This window comes from Actinomycetospora lemnae (assembly GCF_028737315.1).
Lineage (GTDB): Bacteria > Actinomycetota > Actinomycetes > Mycobacteriales > Pseudonocardiaceae > Actinomycetospora > Actinomycetospora lemnae.
On the sequence record NZ_JAQZAO010000008.1, the window covers coordinates 149,686 to 168,125 of the forward strand.

Consider the following 18,440-nt stretch of genomic DNA (forward strand, 5'->3'; position numbering starts at 1 on the left):
GTGTGACGATACCGACGCCGGGGCGGTTCGTTCCCCGATGTCGGATTCCTCCGACCCTCACTCGTCCGGGCGGTGCCGCGCGCGGGCCCGTGTGTCGGGCGGTGGTCCGTCGCGGCCCGACCCCAGGCTCGCCCGTCGGTCGAGGGTCGGGGAGGCGCTGTGGGGCGGTCTCCGGCCCGGTGGCGCGCCGCCCTCGTGCTGGCGGTGGGCGCGGCGCTGACGCTCGGGGCGGGACCGGTCCCGCCACCACCGCCGTCGGACGGCCGGGTGCTCGGCGAGCTGCTCGTCCCCCGCGGCGCCCCGGACCTGCCCGGGACGACGCACCGCGAGTTCACGACGACGCTCCCCGACCCGCGCGGCGGGCCCGTGCGCGGCGACGTCGTCGAGGTCGACCTCACCTCGCCCGCCGTGCGCGTCGACCTGCTGACCCCGCCGGTCGTCGCCGCCGTGGCGACCGTGCCCGAGCTGGCCGCGCGCGCCGGGGCGATCACCGCGGTCAACGGCGGGTTCTTCGACCAGGGCGGGACCGGCGCGCCGGTGGGCGTGCAGATCGTCGACGGGGCCGCACGCGCGTCGGGGGTACCGGTGGGCCGCCGCCCGGCCCCGCCGGTGCCGCCGGGCGAGTCCCCGGACGCGGTCGTGGGCCTCGACGCCGAGGGCCGGGCGCACCTCGCGCGGGCGCACTTCCAGGGGCGGGTCAGCGACGGGGAGCGCACGGTCGCGCTCACGGGCCTCGACGGCTACGCGGTGCCCGTCGACGGCGTCGGCGTCTTCGACCCCGCCTGGGGTGACGCGCCCCGCGCGCCCACGACCTGCGGCACCGACACCGACCCCGGCGCCGGGTGCAGCGCCGAGGTGCTCGAGGTCCGCGTGGCCGACGGGCGGGTCGTCGCCGCCGGCGCGCCCGGTGCGGGACGGCTGCCGCGCGGAACCGTCGCGCTCGTCGGGCGCGACCGCGGGGCGGTGGCCCTGCGGGGCCTGCGGGTCGGGGCGGCGGTGACGCTCGAGTACGGGCTCGACGCCGTCGGCGCCCCGCCGCTGCGCGTGGCCGTCGGCGCCCTGCCACTGGCCCGTGATGGGCGCCCGCTGCCCGGGCTGCAGGACACCGAGCGGGCCCCGCGGACGGCGGTGGGCCTGTCGGGCGACGGGCGGCGGCTGTGGCTGGTGACGGTCGACGGGCGCCAGGACGCGAGCATCGGGACGACGCTCGCCGAGCTCGGCCGCCTGCTCACCGACCTCGGCGCGCCGGTCGCGGCGTCCCTCGACGGCGGGGGGTCGACGACGATGGTGCACCGGGGCCGTGACGAGGACCTCACGATCGTCAACGCCCCCTCCGCCGACCCCCTCCGCGCCGTCACCGACGCCCTGGCCGTCGTACCCCGCTGACCTGCAAGCCTGGCGTCCACGCTGGCACTCGACGTCAGAAAAGCCCCCAGCTCGGCCGTCGCGGGCGGCCCTTCGTCCACCGACCTGTCACGCCGCGTCGCGGCCAACCCGGACGATCCGACCCCCGCCCCCGGGAACAGACCGCACCCGCGTGGGGTTCAATGAGGTGTCCGGGCCGGGCGTCATGTGCCCCCGGGTCTCATATCGAAAGGCCTCCAGGGACGATCGTTCGGCTGAAGCCCTGTTGTGCCACGCGCCGCGAGGCGGCCATCGCCCGGTCCGGACACCTGACACACGGCGGCCCCGCACCCGACCAGGGTGCGGGGCCGTCGCCGTCCGGAGCGGCTCAACCGCCCTCGCCCTCACCCACGCCCTCGGGCTGGGTGCCCGGCAGCTGCTGGCCGAACTGCTGGCCGCACTGCTCGTACGCCTGCTGCACCGCTGCCGGGTTCGGCTGCTGGTTGGCGTTGTTGATGCAGTCCTGCAGCTGCTGCAGCGAGTTGCCGCCGCCGAAGTTGAGGAAGGCGATCCCGGCGACGAACACCAGGATGCTCAGGATGATGTTGAGGATCAGACTGATGATCCCCAGCACGAGGCCGGTCGTGGCCACGCCCTTGTTGTTCGCCTCGAGCCGCTTCGCCCGCCCGCGGCCGACGACGCCGAGGATGATCGCGACGATGCCGAGGATCCCGCCGACGACCGGCAGCCACCAGCAGGTCAGCAGCGCCAGGATGCCGAAGACCAGCGCCGCGATGCCCATGCCGTTGCGCGGCTTGGGAGGCATCGCCGGCTGCCCCCACGCGGGCGACGTGCCGCCGGGACCGGCGTAGCCCGGCTCGCCGGGCGGTTGCTGGCCGTAGCCCGGCTGCTGCCCGTATCCCTGCTGGCCGTAGCCCTCGCCCGGAGTGCTCACGTCGAACGTCCTCTCGCCCTCGGTCCGGCCCGCCGCCGGGGCGGCCATCGTGCCACCGGTACCCGTTCCCGACGGAGTCCACCGAACGGCGCGTCCGAGCTGGGGGATTCCCTGACGTCCGGTGACAGCGTGGACGCCAGGCTGGAACACCTCGTGTCCCAGCCGGGCTCGGCGCGTCGTGCGGGCCAGGATGCGGCAATCCTGGCGACCGGCGCCAGGAGAGCCGCTTCGCTCGTGGGTCAGACGAGGGAGGCGGCGTGGGCGCGGGCCTCGTCCTGGCGGCGCTGCTCGGCGCCGGTGGCGATGGGCGCGCCGATCCACTCCTCCGGGATGCCGAACGCGTCGACGAGCGCGCGGGCGTGGGGGCGCAGCTCCAGGCACAGGCGGTTGACCTCGGCCGTGATCGCCTTCGACCGCGCCGCCGAGATGCGCCCGTGCTCGAGGAACCAGCCCTTGTCCTCCTCGATCAGCGACAGCGCGTAGAGGTCGCAGACCTTCTCCAGCAGCGCCCGCGCCGACGGGTCGACGCACGTGTCGATCCCCCGCACGAAGGCGTCGAGCACCAGCCCGTCGAGGTGGGCCCGCGCCGCGCGCAGGAGGTGGTCCTGGGCGCTGTTGAAGATCGCGAACTGGCGCTCGGCGGAGATGCCCTTGTCGCGCGCCGGACGCAGCCGGCGCACCAGCCCGTCGAGCGTGTGCTCCTCGCGGTCGTCGAGGAGCTTGACCTGCCACGACCGCTCGCGCACGTCGTCCTCGCCCCCGGGCCCCACGGCGCGCAGGCGCTCGGCGAGCTGGCGCAGCGAGGTGCGCTCGGCGACGGTGTCGAGCACCTGGTCGGCGACGAAGCGCACGGTGCCCAGCGTGTCGAGGTTGCCGAAGTCGTCGGCGTAGCCCGAGATCAGGCCCTTGGCGACGAGCTGGAGCAGGACGGTGTTGTCGCCCTCGAACGTCGTGAACACGTCGGTGTCGGCGCGCAGCTGGCCCAGCCGGTTCTCCGACAGGTAGCCCTGGCCGCCGCACGCCTCGCGGCAGGCCTGGATGGTCGCCGTGGCGTGCCAGGTCGTGAGCGCCTTGGTGCCCGCGGCGCGCGACTCGAGCTCGCGCTGGCGCTTCTCGTCGACGTCGCCGCCGGCCTCCCGCGTCGTCTGGATGTCGTGGAGCATCTCGACGAGCTCGTTCTGCGCGAACCGCAGCGCGTAGGTGCGCGCGAGCCCGGGCAGCAGCTTGCGCTGGTGGGCGAGGTAGTCGAGGACCGTGATCTCCTCGTCGCCGCCGGGCGCCGCGAACTGGCGGCGCGCCTCGCCGTAACGCACGGCGATCGTCTGGGCCAGGGACGCCGCCCCCACCGCGCTGCCCGAGACGCTGACGCGCCCGCGCACGAGCGCGCCGAGCATCGTGAAGAAGCGGCGGTTCTCGCTCTCGATCGAGCTCGAGTACGTCCCGTCCTCGGCGACCGAGCCGTGGCGGTCGAGCAGGTTCTCGCGCGGGACGCGGACGCCGTGGAAGGCCAGGCGCCCGTTGTCGACGCCGTTGAGCCCCTCCTTGTGCCCGTCGTCGGTGATCTCGACGCCCGGCAGCACGTTCCCGTCGTCGTCGCGCAGCGGCACCAGGACGGCGTGCACCCCGTGCCGCTCGCCCTTGCTGTAGAGCTGGACGAACACCGCCGCCATCCGACCGTCCCGCGCGGCGTTGCCGATGTAGTCCTTGCGCGCCGACTCGGTGGGGGTGTCGACGACGAACTCCCGGGTGTCCGGGTCGTACGTCGCGGTCGTGTGCACCGACTGGACGTCCGAGCCGTGGCCGGTCTCGGTCATCGCGAAGCAGCCGGGGAGCGTCAGGTCCATGACCGCGGGCAACCAGCGCGCGTGCTGCTCGGGGTTGCCCAGCGCCTGGATCGCCCCGCCGAACAGACCCCACTGCACCCCGCTCTTGACCTGCAGCGACAGGTCGGCGAACGCGAGCATCTCGAACGAGACGACCGAGCCGCCGATGTCGCCGCGCCCGCCCACGGCGGTCGGGAAGCCGTGCACCGCGTGCCCGTCGGCCGCCAGGCGCCCGAGCATGTCCCAGACCGCCGCGCGGTAGGCCTCGACGCCGGTGGCCGGGTCGACGCGCAGCTCGGCGAAGTCCTCGCGGGACCGGATCTCGTCCCGCAGCGTGTGCCAGCGGCCGTCGAGGGTGCGCCGGACGGCGGCCACGGTGGCCGGGGTGACGTCGTCGATGGACGGGCGGGAACTCACGGATGCCTCCGGGAGACGGATCGGCGCTCGACCCCGGTCAGCCGACCGGTGGAGCGGTGTGGTGAACGGGTCATGCCCCGTCAGGACGCGGACGACGCCGCGGCGGGCGTCACCGTGCGGGAGAGACCCGACCAGGCGAGGTCCGCGAGCTGGCCGGCGAGCGTCTCGCGCTCCAGCTCCGGGCGGGCGGCGAGCCACTGGTCGCCGGCCGCGCGGACCATGCCGACCAGCGCGTGACCCCACGTCTGCGCCGGCGCGGTGTCGCGGTCCTGCCGGCGCAGCTCGGTGGAGATGATCTCGGCGATGTGGTCGCCGATGACCGTGCAGAGGTCGCTGACCGGATCCTCGCCCTCGGGACGGTCGAGCTTGGGCGGGCGCATCACGTAGCGGTAGACCTCGGGATCGGCCTCGATCAGCCCGAGGTAGGCGTCGATGCCGGACACCAGCGTCCGGCGGGGGTCCTCGCTGGCGTCGCGCATCGCGCTCTGCAGCTGCCCGACGAGGACGGCCGCCACCCAGTCGCACACGGCCAGGTAGAGGTCGTTCTTGTCGGTGAAGTGGCGGTACACCACGGTCTTGCTGGTGCGCGCCTGGGCCGCGACCTGGCTCATGCCGACGTCGGCGCCGTGGGCGCGGATGGCCACGATCGTGGCCGCGGTGAGCTCCTGCCGCCGGGCGCGACGATGCTCGTCCCAGCGACTGGACCGCCGGTCACGGCGGGGACGCGAGGCGTCGCGCTCGCCGTCGCGACCGGCGCCGGGCCCGGAGGCCCGGCCGGCATCGACGTGATGCGTGGAACGACGGCTCACGTTACCGACGGTACCTGATACTTTCGGGTAACTCCGGTGGGAACGGCGCACGTCACGCAGCCGTGACCGCCTCGCGGACCCGCCACCCACGACAGACCACGCCCGACTCCGGGAGGAATCGTGCCCTCGGCTCCATCGTCCCGCCCGACACCGCCCCGCCGCGCCGCCATCGTCGGCGCCAACCGCATCCCGTTCGCACGGTCGAACGGCGCGTACGCGCGGGCCTCCAACCAGGACATGCTCACCGCCGCCCTCGACGGTCTCGTGGCCCGCTTCGGCATGGCCGGCGAGCAGGTCGGGGAGGTCGTGTCGGGTGCGGTGCTCAAGAAGAGCAGCGACTTCAACCTCACCCGCGAGGCCGTGCTCGGCAGCCGGCTCGCCGCGTCGACCCCGACCTACGACGTCCAGCAGGCCTGCGGCACGAGCCTGCAGACCACGCTGCTGATCGCCAACAAGATCGCGCTCGGCCAGATCGAGAGCGGCATCGCCGCGGGCGTCGACACCACCAGCGACGCGCCGATCGAGGTCAACGAGGGCCTGCGCAGCGTCCTGCTGGCCGCCAACCGGGCGAAGTCCACGGCGGGCGTCCTCAAGGCGCTCGCGGGCCTGCGCCCGGGGCAGATCGTCCCCGAGATCCCGGCCAACCGGGAGCCGCGCACCGGCATGTCGATGGGCGAGCACGCGGCCCAGACCGCCGCGGCGTGGGGCATCACCCGCCAGGCCCAGGACGAGATCGCCGCGGCCAGCCACCAGAACCTGGCCAAGGCCTACGACCGGGGCTTCTTCGACGACCTCATGACGCCCTACCTCGGGCTCACCAAGGACAACAACCTGCGGCCCGACTCCACGGTCGAGGGGCTGGCCAAGCTCAAGCCGGTGTTCAAGCCGGCCGGCTACCCCGACACCGAGGCCACGATGACCGCGGCCAACTCCACACCGCTCACCGACGGCGCCGCGACCGTCCTGCTGGCCAGCGACGAGTGGGCCGCCGAGCGGCAGCTCCCGGTGCTGGCGCACTTCGTCGACGCCGAGACCTCCGCGGTCGACTACGTCCACGGCGACGAGGGCCTGCTCATGGCGCCGGCCTACGCCGTGCCGCGCCTGCTCGAGCGCAACGGGCTGACGCTGCAGGACTTCGACTTCTACGAGTTCCACGAGGCGTTCGCGTCCACCATCCTCGCCACCTTCGCCGCGTGGGAGGACCCGATCTTCTGCAAGGAGAAGCTCGGGTACGACGAGCCGCTGGGCTCGTTCGACAGGTCCAAGCTCAACGTCGTGGGGTCGTCGCTGGCCACGGGCCACCCGTTCGCCGCCACCGGCGCCCGCATCGTCCCGACCCTGGCGAAGCTGCTGCACGAGAAGACGGACCAGGAGGGGTCGGGCACAGCCCGCGGCCTGATCTCGATCTGCGCGGCCGGGGGCCAGGGCGTCGTCGCGATCCTCGAGGCCTAGGGAACAGGAGACACAGCGCGATGAGCAACGACTGGTACTCCGACTTCGTCAACTCCTCGTTCGGCCGCACCATCGCCGGCCAGGTCGGGCTGCCCCCGGTGCCGCGGCTGCGTCGCTGGGAGCCCGGGCAGCCGCTGCTGTCCGGCCCGGCCCTGCTCGGCACCGCCACCCCGGACGGCCGCGTCGCCAAGGTCGTGCGCTCGCTGCTGACCGACCTGGGCATCGAGGTCCACGACGACCCGCACGCGCCCGTCGGCGGCGGCAGCTCGACCTCGAAGGTCGCCGCCGGGATCGTCGACGCGACCGGCCTGTCGTCGCCGGCCGACCTCGCCGAGATCCAGGGCTTCCTCACGCCGGTCATGCGCCGCATCGGGCCGTCGGGGCGCATCCTCGTCATCGGCGACGTGCCGGCCGAGGCCACCTCGCCGGCCGTGCGGGCCGCGCGCCGGGCGCTCGAGGGCCTCGTGCGCTCCGCGGGCAAGGAGGCGCGCTACGGCGCGACGGTCAACCTCGTGCACGTCGCCGCCGGCGCCGAGAACGACATCGAGTCGACGCTGCGCTTCTTCCTGTCGTCGCGCTCGGCGTTCGTCCACGGCCAGCGCCTCGACGTCGGGACGGTGCCCGGGTTCGCGGGCTCGAGCCAGGGTGTCGACTGGGACAGGCCGCTCGCCGGGCGCACGGCGGTCGTCACGGGCGCCGCGCGCGGCATCGGCGCGACCGTCGCCAAGACCCTGCGCCGCGACGGCGCGACCGTGATCTGCGTCGACGTCCCGTCCGCCGGCGACGCGCTCGCGCGCACGGCCAACGACGTCGGCGGCAGCGCGCTGCAGCTCGACATCACCGCCGACCACGCGCCGGCCACGCTGCTCGACCACGCCGCGCGCCACGGCGGGCTCGACGTCGTCGTGCACAACGCCGGCATCACGCGCGACAAGCTGCTGGCCAACCAGGACCGGGACCGCTGGAACTCGGTCATCGACGTCAACCTCAACGCGCAGCTGACGATCAACGACGCGCTGCTGGGGTCCGACGTCTTCCACCGCGGCGGGCGCATCGTCACCGTCTCGTCGATGGCGGGCATCGCGGGCAACCGCGGCCAGACCGCCTACGGCGCGTCGAAGGCGGGCGTCATCGGGATGGTGGAGGCGACCGCCCCGCTGCTGGTCGAGAAGGACGCGACGATCAACGCCGTCGCGCCCGGGTTCATCGAGACCGCGATGACCGCGGCCATGCCCGTCGGCACCCGCGAGGCCGGGCGGCGGCTGTCGTCGATGGCCCAGGGCGGGCTGCCCGTCGACGTCGCCGAGACGATCGCGTGGTTCGCCCAGGCCGCGTCCTACGCCGTCAACGGGCAGGTGCTGCGCGTCGACGGTCAGAACTACCTGGGGGCGTGATGACGGCGACCGACACGGAGCGCAGCGGAGCCGGCGGCACCAGGACCGAGACCCTGGACAGCGCGCCGACCCTCGGCGTGCTCTACGGGCGGGCGCTGCTCACGGCGCGGTCGGGCGGCTCGACACTGCCCGACCGCCGCCTGGAGCTCGTCAACGTGCGGATCGACCCCGACGCGGTCGCGGACTACAACCACGTGTGCGGGTTCTCCGTCGGCGGCGACGTGCCGCCGACCTACCCGCACATGCTGGCGTTCCCGCTGCAGATGCGGCTGATGACCGACCGCGAGTTCCCCCTGCCCGCGCCGGGCATGGTGCACCTGCGCAACGTCATCTCCCAGGTGCGCCCGCCGGGGGTCGGCGAGCCGCTGCGCGTGGCCGTGCACGCCGACCGGCTGGCCGCGCACCCCAAGGGCGCGCAGGTCGACCTCGTCACCACCGTGACCGACGAGGACGGCAGCACGATCTGGGACTCGCGCAGCACCTACTTCGTGCGCGGTGCCCCGGCGCCCGCGGGTGCCGACGACGCGCCCGCCGCCCCGCCCGAGCCCGACCCGCACGTCGGGCGGCTGCCGCACGCGATCTGGACGGTCCCGGGCGACATCGGGCGCCGCTACGCCGCGGTGTCGGGCGACGTGAACCCGATCCACGTCAACGGCCTCGCGGCCAAGGCGTTCGGCATGCCGGGCACGATCGCGCATGGGATGTGGACGAAGGCCCGTGCCCTCGCGGCGCTCGCCGGGCGCCACGGGCCGGCGTTCACCGTCGACGTCGTGTTCAAGGCGCCGGTGCGCGCGCCGTCGAAGGCGTACTTCCACACCGCGGCCGTCGACGGCGGCTGGGACGCGAAGCTCGTGAGCACCAAGGGCCGCGACCACCTGCTGCTGACCCTGCGCGAGGGCTGAGGGCGCCGCGTGGACGCTTTCGCCGCGTGGACTCGCGCCGCGTGGACGCAGCGAACGTGCTGTTCGCTGCGTCTACGCGCGCGAAGTCCCCGTTCGCGCGGCGTCGACCGCGCAGAAACTTGCGTCATGCAAGTATGCTCGGGGTCGTGCTGGGGAAGACCTACGACCGCGAGGTGTGCTCGGCCGCGCGGGCGCTCGAGCTCGTCGGCGAGCGGTGGAGCCTGCTGATCGTGCGCAACGCCCTGTTCGCGGGCGCGACGCGCTTCGGCGACTTCCGCTCGCTCGGCATCGCCACCAATGTGCTGACCACACGCCTCGAGGGCTTCGTCGCGGCCGGGATCATGGCGCGCGACGGCGACGAGTACCTGCTCACGCCGCAGGGGCGCGAGCTCGTGGCGGTGGTCGTGGCGCTGACCGCGTGGGGCGATCGCTACCTCGCGCCCGACGGGCCGCCGATCCTCTACACCCACGCGACCTGTGGGGGCGCGGTCGCCCAGCACCTCGTCTGCGCCACCTGCGGCGAGGTGGACGACGCGCGCGAGGTCGTCGCCCGCCCGGGGCCGGGCATGCCGGCCGAGATCGCCGCGCGCATGACGTCCTGAGGTCGCCGCGAACGGGGCTTTCGCGCGCGTAGAAGCCGCGAACAGCGCGTTCGCTGCGACACCCGAGCCGCCTAGAGCGGGATCGTCCCGCCCCGGTCGACGACGTCGACGCGGTCGTCCCAGCCGCGGCGCTCGACCTCGGCGAGGAAGTCCGACAGCGGCGAGCGGAAGACGCCGTAGTCGTCGAAGTGCACCGGCGTCGCGCGCCGCGGTGCGATCGTCTCGAGCACGTCGGCGCCCATCCGGCCGTCCATCGTGACGACGAGCCCGCCCGGCAGGGTCGTGCCGCCGAGGTGCAGGACGGCGCGGTCGACCTCGCCGATGTGCTCGCGGATGAGCGGGATGCCCTCGAACGGCAGGGTGTCGCCGGACAGATAGATGCGCCGCAGGACCTCGCCGGACGGGTCGGCGAACTCCAGCAGGCTGCCCATCACCGGCGGCAGCAGGCGGGTCAGCGGCCGGGGGCTGTGCCGGCCCGGCAGCGCCGTCACGCGCAACGTCGCCCCGTCCCACTCGGAGGGTCCGGCTCCGCCGCGCTCCGCGTCCCGACGGACGATCGTGTGCGACTCCCACACCGCGAGCCCCAGCGCCCGCCGGAAGCGTTGGCGCGACTGCAGCGTCCGCGCCGCCTCCGGCGTCGTGATCACCGGGACCGACTTGTCGAGCCCCCGCCGGGCCACCCGGTCCCAGTGGTCGCCGTGCAGGTGCGAGAGCACCACGGCGTCCAGGGCGGGCAGCTCGGCCGGGCTCAGCGCCGGCTCGGTGAGGCGCGTCGACCACAGGCCCTTGCCGAGGTAGGCCCGCTGGCCGCGGTGCAGGAAGTTCGGGTCGGTGAGGACCGTGAACCCCCCGCACCGCAGCAGCGTCGTCGCCGTGCCGACGAAGAAGAGCGAGGAGTCCGCGCTCATGGTCCGGCTCCGCTTCGCGTCGCGTCCGTCACGGCGCCAGGACGACCTTGATGCACTCGTCCTGCTTCTTCTGGAAGATCTCGTACCCGTGGGCCGCCGACTCGAGCGGCAGGCGGTGGGTCTCGAGGTCGTGGACACCGAGCGGGTCGTCGTCGGTGAGCAGCGGCATGATGTCCGGGATCCACCGCTTCACGTGCGCCTGGCCCATCTGCAGCGTGACGCCCTTGTCGAAGAGCTTCAGCATGTTGATCGGGTCGGCGGTGCCGCCGTAGACGCCCGAGAGCGAGACGACGCCCGCGCGGCGCACCGCGTCGACGCAGCCGACCAGCGCCGCGGTGCGGTCCACACCCGCGACCTGCATCAGCGGCGCGGAGATCGCGTCGGGCAGCTTGCTGGCCATCTTCTGCGCGAGCTGCGGGATCACCGAGCTGCCGTGCGCCTCCATCCCGACCGCGTCGATCGCCGAGTCGGTGCCGCGGCCGTCGGTGAGGTCGCGGATCGCGGCGCCCACGTCGTCGACGGTCCGGGAGTCGACGACCTCGACGCCGTGGCGACGGGCCATGGCCAGCCGCTCGGGGACGCTGTCGACGGCGATCACCCGGAAGCCCTGGTGGCGGGCGATGCGCGACGCCATCTGACCGATCGGGCCGAGCCCGAACACCACGACGCTGCCGCCCTCGGGCACGCGGGCGTAGGCGACGGCCTGCCACGCGGTGGGCAGCACGTCGGACAGGTAGAGGAAGCGCTCGTCGACCGGGCCCTCGGGGACCTTGATCGGGCCGAACTGGGCCTGCGGCACGCGCAGGTACTCGGCCTGCCCGCCCGGGACCTGCCCGTAGAGCTTCGTGTAGCCGAAGAGCGAGGCCCCCATCCCCTGGTCCCGGTTCTGGGTGGTCTCGCACTGCGCGAACCACTGGTGCTCGCACATCCAGCAGTGCCCGCACGAGATGTTGAAGGGGACGACGACGCGGTCGCCGACCTTCAGGTCGCCGGTCTCGGACCCGACCTCCTCGACGACGCCCATCGGCTCGTGGCCGAGGATGTCGCCCTGGTCCAGGAACGGGCCGAGCACCTCGTAGAGGTGCAGGTCGGACCCGCAGATCGCCGTGCTCGTGACCTTGATGATCGCGTCCGTCGGCTGCTGGATCGTCGGGTCCGGGACGGTCTCGACGCGGACGTCCTGCTGCCCCTGCCACGTCAGTGCCCTCATGCTGCTCCTCACATCGTCGAAGGCCCGGGGCTGCCCGTCGGCGTTCCGACCCGAAACGGGGGCGACGACGATCACGGTCGGGAGCTGCGGCTGTTCGGCCCCCGTTCATCCTGGAGGTGCCGCCACGACGCCCGACCGCCCTAGCGTCGCCGCCCGACCACCACGATCGGACACCACCGGGAGACTCCGTGCGCCTGCTCCCCCTCGCCGTGCACCGGCCCCACGGTCGCCCGGCGATCTCCTGCCGCTACCGCTGCAACGACGCCTGCTCCCGCCCCGCGCCCAACCCCACCGACACGACACCGTTCCGCGAGGTCGCGGCCGCGGCGCTGAGCCGGCGGCGCGTCCTGCAGGCCGGGCTCGTCGCGGGCATCTCCGGGACGCTGGCGGCCGCGTGCGGGACCGGTGGCGGGGCGGGTGCCGGTGCGGCCCCTGCGGCCGGTGCGGCCGGGTCGGCGGGGCCGATGCCCTCGCCGTTCGGCTTCGCCGCGGTGGCGCCCAACACCGAGGACGCCGTGCGCGTCCCCGGGGGGTTCGAGCAGCAGGTCGTCATCCGGTGGGGCGACCCGGTGCTGCCCGGCGCGCCCGCGTTCGACGCGAACGCCCAGACCGCGGCGGCGCAGGCCCAGCAGTTCGGGTTCAACAACGACTTCCTCGCGCTGCTGGACGACCCGGCGAGCCCCGGACGGGCGCTGCTCGTCGCGAACCACGAGTACACGACCGAGCCGTTCATGATCCCGGGCTACGACCCCGACGCGCCGACGCCCGAGCAGGTCGCCATCGGGATGGCCGCGCACGGCATGTCGGTCGTCGCCGTGCAGCGCGACGGCGCGTCGGGACGGCTGACCCCGACGATGGACGCGGTCAACCGGCGGATCACCGCGAGCACGCCGATGACGCTCACCGGCCCGGCCGCCGGCGACGCGCTGGTGCGCACGAGCGCCGACCCCGAGGGCCGCACGGTGCTCGGCACCCTCAACAACTGCGCGGGCGGGGTCACCCCGTGGCGCACCGTGCTCACCGGCGAGGAGAACGTCGACCAGTACTTCGCGAACGGCGAGGCGGTCGCCGACCCGGCGGCCAGGGCGGCGCTCGCCCGCTACGGCATGGACGGCGGCGCCACCGACCGCAGGTGGGAGGCCGTCGACCCGCGCTTCGACCTGACCCGCGAGCCCACCGAGCCCAACCGCTTCGGCTGGATCGTCGAGGTCGACCCGTTCGACCCCGCCTCGACCCCGCGCAAGCACACGGCGCTGGGCCGCTTCAAGCACGAGGGCGCGAACGTGCGCGTGGGTCCCACCGGCACCGTCGCGGTCTACATGGGCGACGACGAGCGGTTCGAGTACCTCTACAAGTTCGTCTCGTCGCGCACCCACCGCGCGGGCGACGCCCCCGCCGACCGCGCATCGAACGCCCGCCTGCTCGACGAGGGGACGCTGTTCGTCGCGCGCTTCTCGGGCGACGCGCCGACCCCGGGCCCCGACGGCGGCGGCGAGTGGCTGCCGCTCGTGGAGTCGCTCGCCGGCGGCACCGGGCGCTCGTTCGTGCCGGGCATGACCGCCGCCGAGGTGCTCGTGCACACGCGGATGGCCGCCGACACCGTCGGCGCGACGCCCATGGACCGTCCCGAGGACGTCCAGCCGCACCCGACGACGGGACGCGTCTACGCCGCGCTGACCAACAACGACGAGCGCGGCACGCCCGGCAAGCCCGGCGTCGACGCCGTCAACCCGCGTCCGGAGAACACCAACGGCCAGGTCCTCGAGCTCACCGAGACCGGCGACGACCCCGCCGCGCGGACCTTCGGCTGGTCGCTGCTGCTCGTCTGCGGCGACCCGGCGGCCGCCGACACCTACTTCGGTGGCTTCCCCAAGGACCAGGTCTCGCCGATCTCGTGCCCCGACAACGTCGCCTTCGACGCCGTCGGGAACCTCTGGATCGCCACCGACGGCAACGCGCTGGGCAGCAACGACGGCCTGTTCGCGGTGCCGCTGGAGGGCCCGCAGCGCGGCCGCGTCCAGCAGTTCCTCACCGTGCCGCGCGGCGCGGAGACCTGCGGCCCGGTGGTCGAGGAGCGGCTCGCGCTCGTGTCGGTGCAGCACCCGGGGGAGGCGGACGACGCCAGCCTCGCGAACCCGATCTCGCACTGGCCCGACGGCGGGACGAGCATCGCCCGCCCCGCCGTCGTCTCGGTCTGGCGCGCCGGCGGCGGGCCGCTGGTGGCACCCGGGTCGGCGTGATCAACGGGGACGTCGAGCGCACAGGAGTCGAGCGTGGGAGCAGCGAACAGCACGTTCGCTGCTCCCACGCTCAGACCTTGACGATCATCTTCCCGGTGTTCTCGCCGCGGAGCATGCCGCGGAAGGCCTCGACGGCGTTGTCGATGCCCTCCACGGTGGTCTCGGCGAACTTGAGGCGGCCCTCGACGACCCACGGCGTGACCTCGTCGAGGAACGCGCGCATGCGGCCGATCGAGTCGGTGACGATGAAGCCCTGGATCGAGAGCCGCTTCTTGACGATCTGGAAGAGGTTGTTCGGGCCCGGGGTCGGGTCCTCCGCCGTGTCGTTGTAGTGCGCGATCGCCCCGCAGGCGGCGACGCGGGCGAAGTCGTTGGCACAGGCGATGGCGGCCTCGAGGTGGTCGGCGCCCACGTTGTCGAAGTAGACGTCCACGCCGTCGGGCATGGCCTCGCGGAGCTGGTCCACGACACGGCCAGAACCGGATGAGGACGAGTCCTTGTAGTTGAACGCGGCGTCGAAGCCGAGCTCCTCGGTGAGCCAGCGGACCTTGTCCGCGCTGCCGGCGCTGCCCACGACGCGCGACGCGCCCTTGATCTTCGCGAGCTGCCCGACGACGCTGCCGACCGCGCCCGCGGCGCCGGAGACGAAGACGCTGTCGCCCTCGCGGAACGCGGCCTTGTCGAGCAGGCCCACCCACGCGGTGAGGCCGGGCGCGCCGAGCACGCCGAGGTAGGCCGACGGGTTGACGCCCTCGGGCGCGGCGACCTTCTGGACCTGCTTCGCCGGCACGATGCCGTGGGTGCGCCACGCGAGGTTGGTCGTCACCACGTCGCCGACGGCCACGTCGTCGCTGTTGCTGGCGACGACCTCGCCGACGGCACGCCCGTCCATCGCCTCGTTCAGCCGGAACGGCGGCACGTAGGACGGCACGTCGTTCATCCGGCCCCGCATGTACGGGTCGACCGAGAAGTCGTGGTTGGCGACGAGCACCTCACCGTCGCCGGGCTCACCGAGGTCGTGGTCGACGAGGGCGAAGTCGTCGGGATCGGGCATCCCCTGCGGGCGGCGGACGAGGTGGACCTCGCGGGCGGTCACGGTGCTCATAGATGCCGCGTGCCCGCGCGGGCGCGTGGCCATGCCGTGACGCGGGTAGTCCGCCGCCTGAGCGGGGTCGACTCATGGCCCGCGTCACGACTTGAGTCACAGTTGCTCAGGAATGAATGAGACCCGCCCGTTGCTGATCCGGTCAGTGCCGGCGTCCCCCGCCGGCTCGAACTCTTGCTAGACCCACTGAGGAGCTTCATGACCAGCGCCTTCGGGCCCGGTGGTCCCGGGTCCGGCCCGTTCGACGACTTCCTCGCCCGCTTCCTGGGCGGAGCGTCCCCGCGCGGCGTCCAGCGCATCGACATCACCCAGCTCATGACCGAGCCGGCTCGCCAGCTGGTCGGCGCCGCGGCGCAGCAGGCCGCCGAGCGGGGCAATGCCGACCTCGACGCGTGGCACCTCCTGCTCGTCGTCACGCAGGTCCCGCCGCTGCGCCAGCTCCTGGCCGGTGCGGGGGCCGACGTCGACGCGCTCGCGCGCACCGCCGACGAGCAGCTGCCCCGCGACGAGGCGCGCACGGAGCCGCCGTCCCTGACGCCGACGGCCAAGCGCACCCTGCTCGACGCGCACCAGATCTCGCGGGCGCTCGGCTCGAGCTACATCGGCCCCGAGCACATCGTGCTCGCGCTGGCCGCGAACAACGACAGCCCCGTCGGCCGCGCGCTCGGCCAGCAGGGCGTCACCCCGCAGTCGCTGCAGCGCTCCGCCGCCACCGGTGGCCAGCGCCCGAGCGGCGGCGGGCAGGGCGGTCCCGGCGGCCCGACCGGTGACTCCAGCACCCCGACCGTCGACCAGTTCGGCGTCGACCTGACCGCGAAGGCCCGCAACGGCGAGCTGGACCCGGTCGTCGGCCGTGAGGACGAGGTCGACCAGACCATCGAGGTCCTGTCGCGGCGCACCAAGAACAACCCCGTCCTCATCGGCGAGGCGGGCGTCGGCAAGACCGCGGTCGTCGAGGGCATCGCCCAGCGCATCGTGTCCGGCGACGTCCCCGAGCAGCTCGAGGGCAAGCGCATCGTCCAGCTCGACCTGTCGGGCATGGTCGCGGGCACCCGCTACCGGGGTGACTTCGAGGAGCGGATGACCAAGCTGGTCGCCGAGGTCCGCGAGCACTCCGACGAGCTGATCGTGTTCATCGACGAGCTGCACACCATGGTCGGTGCGGGCGGGTCGTCCGAGGGCGGCATGGACGCCGGCAACATCCTCAAGCCGGCCCTGGCCCGCGGCGAGCTGCACATCGTCGGCGCGACGACGCTCGACGAGTACCGGCAGTCGATCGAGAAGGACGCCGCGCTCGAGCGCCGGTTCCAGCCGGTGATGGTCCCCGAGCCGTCGGTCGCGGACACGATCGCGATCCTGCACGGCCTGCGTGACCGGTACGAGGCGCACCACCAGGTGCGGTTCACCGACGAGGCGCTGACCGCGGCGGCCGAGCTCTCCGAGCGCTACGTCACCGACCGGTTCCTGCCCGACAAGGCCATCGACCTCGTCGACCAGGCGGGTGCGCGCAAGCGGCTGCAGGCGAAGGGCCCGCACACCGACTCGCGCGACCTGGAGCGCAAGCTCGAGTCGCTGACCCGCGACAAGGACCAGGCCGTCGCCGATGAGGACTACGAGCGCGCCGGCGCGCTGCGGGACGAGATCGCGCAGACGCAGGCGCAGCTCGAGCAGGCCCGGACCGACCGCCGGTCGGACCACCCGAGCGTGCTCGAGGTGTCCGTCGACGACATCGCCGAGATCGTCGCCCGGTCGACCGGCATCCCGGTCAGCCAGCTCACCGAGACCGAGCGGGACCGCCTGCTCAAGCTCGAGGAGCAGCTGCACGAGCGGGTCGTCGGCCAGGACGACGCGGTCACCGCGATCGCCGAGGCCGTCCGCCGCTCGCGGGCCGGCCTGGACGACCCGGACCGCCCGATCGGCAGCTTCCTGTTCCTCGGCCCGACCGGTGTCGGCAAGACCGAGCTGGCCAAGGCCCTGGCCGCCACGATGTTCGGCGACGAGGACCGCATGGTCCGCGTCGACATGAGCGAGTACTCCGAGCGGCACACCGTCTCGCGGCTCATCGGGTCGCCCCCCGGCTACGTCGGGTACGGCGAGGCCGGTCAGCTCACCGAGGAGATCCGCCGCCGGCCGTACTCGGTGGTGCTGCTCGACGAGATGGAGAAGGCCCACCCCGACGTCTTCAACACGCTGCTGCAGGTGCTGGACGACGGGCGGCTGACCGACTCGCAGGGCCGCACGGTCGACTTCCGCAACACGGTGCTGATCATGACCAGCAACGTGGGCTCGGAGCTGATCACCACGAACACCCAGGCCCTGGGCTTCGCCCCGTCGTCGGCGAACCCGGACCAGTCCCTGCAGGAGCGGCTCATGCCGCGGCTGCGGGAGTCGTTCCGGCCGGAGTTCCTCAACCGGATCGACGAGGTGATCGTCTTCAAGCGCCTCGACGCGGGTCAGCTGCGCCGGATCACCGACCTGATCCTCGACGAGACGCGCGAGCGCCTCGCCGCGCAGGACATCGGCATCGCGGTCACCGAGGCCGCCGTCGATCGCCTGGCGGAGCTCGGCTTCCAGCCCGAGTTCGGGGCCCGGCCGCTGCGCCGGACCATCCAGCGCCAGGTCGGCAACCGGCTCTCGTCGATGCTGCTCGGCAACGAGCTGCACGGGGGCCAGACGGTGACGGTCGACGTGGCCGACGGCGAGCTGACGTTCGCGGTCGCGGACAACCCGTCCGCGGCGACGCCGGTGGCCACCGGCTGACGCGAGCTGTCCCGGGCTTCACCGGGCGGAGGGCACCTTCGATCGAGCAGATCGAAGGTGCCCTTCGTGCGTTCCGGGTACCTGTGCGCCGATCCCGTCGAAGGAGGAGGACCCCGTGAGCGCGTCCGTGGGCGACCGCATCCGCATGCACTCCAACCACACCGACGTCCCCGACCGGGTGGGCACCGTCGTGGCCGTGCTCGGCGAGGACGGCCCGCCCTACCGCATCCGGTTCGACACCGGCGAGGAGACGATCGTGACGCCCGGCCCGGACGCGACGTTCGAGTCGGGCTCGGTCACGGACAAGGTCGGCCTCGCCGCCGAGCAGGCGGGCGCGAAGGCCGCCGAGGTCGCCGGCGCGGCGAAGGAGCAGGCCGAGGGCGCGGCGGGCACCGCCGCGCGCGTCGTCTCCGACCTCGCCGACGACGTCGCCCAGCGCTTCGAGCGCTGACCCGCTCCGACACCAGCGCCACGACCGGCGACCGCCCCTCGCGGCTGGTCGCCGGTCGTGTCGCGCCG

14 protein-coding genes are annotated in these 18,440 nt (G+C 73.7%); 8 read left to right on the forward strand and 6 right to left on the reverse strand.

The window, feature by feature from the left end; genetic code table 11:
• Nucleotides 1-159 precede the first annotated feature (159 nt).
• The gene (locus PGB27_RS19055) at nt 160-1,386 is read left to right on the forward strand and encodes a phosphodiester glycosidase family protein (RefSeq protein ID WP_274201968.1); all 1,227 of its coding nucleotides are present in this window, start codon (nt 160-162) and stop codon (nt 1,384-1,386) included.
• Between the two features lie 346 nt (nt 1,387-1,732).
• Here PGB27_RS19055 and PGB27_RS19060 read toward each other — a convergent pair whose 3' ends face one another.
• The 3 genes from PGB27_RS19060 to PGB27_RS19070 all read right to left on the reverse strand — a co-directional run bounded on the left by PGB27_RS19060 (nt 1,733) and on the right by PGB27_RS19070 (nt 5,348).
• On the reverse strand, nt 1,733-2,299 hold the full coding sequence (locus tag PGB27_RS19060; RefSeq protein WP_274201969.1) for a DUF4190 domain-containing protein: 567 nt from the start codon (nt 2,297-2,299) through the stop codon (nt 1,733-1,735).
• A 239-nt stretch (nt 2,300-2,538) separates the two neighbouring features.
• A complete protein-coding gene (locus PGB27_RS19065; RefSeq protein ID WP_408630095.1) occupies nt 2,539-4,539 on the reverse strand; it encodes an acyl-CoA dehydrogenase family protein in 2,001 nt (666 codons plus the stop codon).
• Between the two features lie 80 nt (nt 4,540-4,619).
• A complete protein-coding gene (locus tag PGB27_RS19070; protein ID WP_274201970.1) occupies nt 4,620-5,348 on the reverse strand; it encodes a TetR/AcrR family transcriptional regulator in 729 nt (242 codons plus the stop codon).
• Nucleotides 5,349-5,468: 120 nt separating this feature from the next.
• On the opposite strand from PGB27_RS19070, the gene PGB27_RS19075 reads away from it, so the two are divergent.
• The 4 genes from PGB27_RS19075 to PGB27_RS19090 all read left to right on the forward strand — a co-directional run bounded on the left by PGB27_RS19075 (nt 5,469) and on the right by PGB27_RS19090 (nt 9,698).
• Nucleotides 5,469-6,800: an acetyl-CoA C-acetyltransferase gene (locus tag PGB27_RS19075; RefSeq protein WP_274201971.1), complete on the forward strand. Its 1,332-nt coding sequence runs from the start codon at nt 5,469-5,471 to the stop codon at nt 6,798-6,800.
• A gap of 20 nt (nt 6,801-6,820) precedes the next feature.
• On the forward strand, nt 6,821-8,194 hold the full coding sequence (locus tag PGB27_RS19080; RefSeq protein WP_274201972.1) for a 3-oxoacyl-ACP reductase: 1,374 nt from the start codon (nt 6,821-6,823) through the stop codon (nt 8,192-8,194).
• Nucleotides 8,194-9,096, forward strand: coding sequence for a MaoC family dehydratase (locus PGB27_RS19085; RefSeq protein WP_274201973.1), 903 nt, complete (start codon nt 8,194-8,196; stop codon nt 9,094-9,096). The genes PGB27_RS19080 and PGB27_RS19085 overlap by 1 nt, the downstream gene beginning before the upstream one ends.
• A 146-nt stretch (nt 9,097-9,242) precedes the next feature.
• Nucleotides 9,243-9,698 carry a winged helix-turn-helix transcriptional regulator gene (locus PGB27_RS19090; protein WP_274201974.1) on the forward strand — a complete coding sequence of 152 codons (456 nt, stop codon included), beginning with the start codon at nt 9,243-9,245 and terminating at the stop codon, nt 9,696-9,698.
• Between the two features lie 71 nt (nt 9,699-9,769).
• Here PGB27_RS19090 and PGB27_RS19095 read toward each other — a convergent pair whose 3' ends face one another.
• Together PGB27_RS19095 and PGB27_RS19100 are read right to left on the reverse strand one after the other, a co-directional pair.
• Nucleotides 9,770-10,606, reverse strand: coding sequence for an MBL fold metallo-hydrolase (locus PGB27_RS19095; RefSeq protein WP_274201975.1), 837 nt, complete (start codon nt 10,604-10,606; stop codon nt 9,770-9,772).
• Between the two features lie 28 nt (nt 10,607-10,634).
• Entirely contained in the window at nt 10,635-11,816 is a 1,182-nt protein-coding gene (locus tag PGB27_RS19100; RefSeq protein WP_274201976.1) for a zinc-dependent alcohol dehydrogenase, read from the reverse strand.
• Nucleotides 11,817-12,004: 188 nt separating this feature from the next.
• On the opposite strand from PGB27_RS19100, the gene PGB27_RS19105 reads away from it, so the two are divergent.
• The gene (locus tag PGB27_RS19105) at nt 12,005-14,056 is read left to right on the forward strand and encodes a PhoX family protein (protein ID WP_274201977.1); all 2,052 of its coding nucleotides are present in this window, start codon (nt 12,005-12,007) and stop codon (nt 14,054-14,056) included.
• Nucleotides 14,057-14,126: 70 nt separating this feature from the next.
• Here the strand turns inward: PGB27_RS19105 and PGB27_RS19110 are convergent, their stop codons facing one another.
• Nucleotides 14,127-15,152, reverse strand: coding sequence for an NADP-dependent oxidoreductase (locus tag PGB27_RS19110; protein WP_274202158.1), 1,026 nt, complete (start codon nt 15,150-15,152; stop codon nt 14,127-14,129).
• A gap of 207 nt (nt 15,153-15,359) precedes the next feature.
• Here PGB27_RS19110 and PGB27_RS19115 point away from each other — a divergent pair, with 207 nt between their 5' ends.
• Complete coding sequence (locus PGB27_RS19115; RefSeq protein WP_274201978.1) at nt 15,360-17,921, forward strand: ATP-dependent Clp protease ATP-binding subunit; 2,562 nt, start codon at nt 15,360-15,362, stop codon at nt 17,919-17,921.
• A gap of 115 nt (nt 17,922-18,036) precedes the next feature.
• Nucleotides 18,037-18,372, forward strand: coding sequence for a DUF1918 domain-containing protein (locus PGB27_RS19120; RefSeq protein WP_274201979.1), 336 nt, complete (start codon nt 18,037-18,039; stop codon nt 18,370-18,372).
• Nucleotides 18,373-18,440 lie beyond the last annotated feature (68 nt).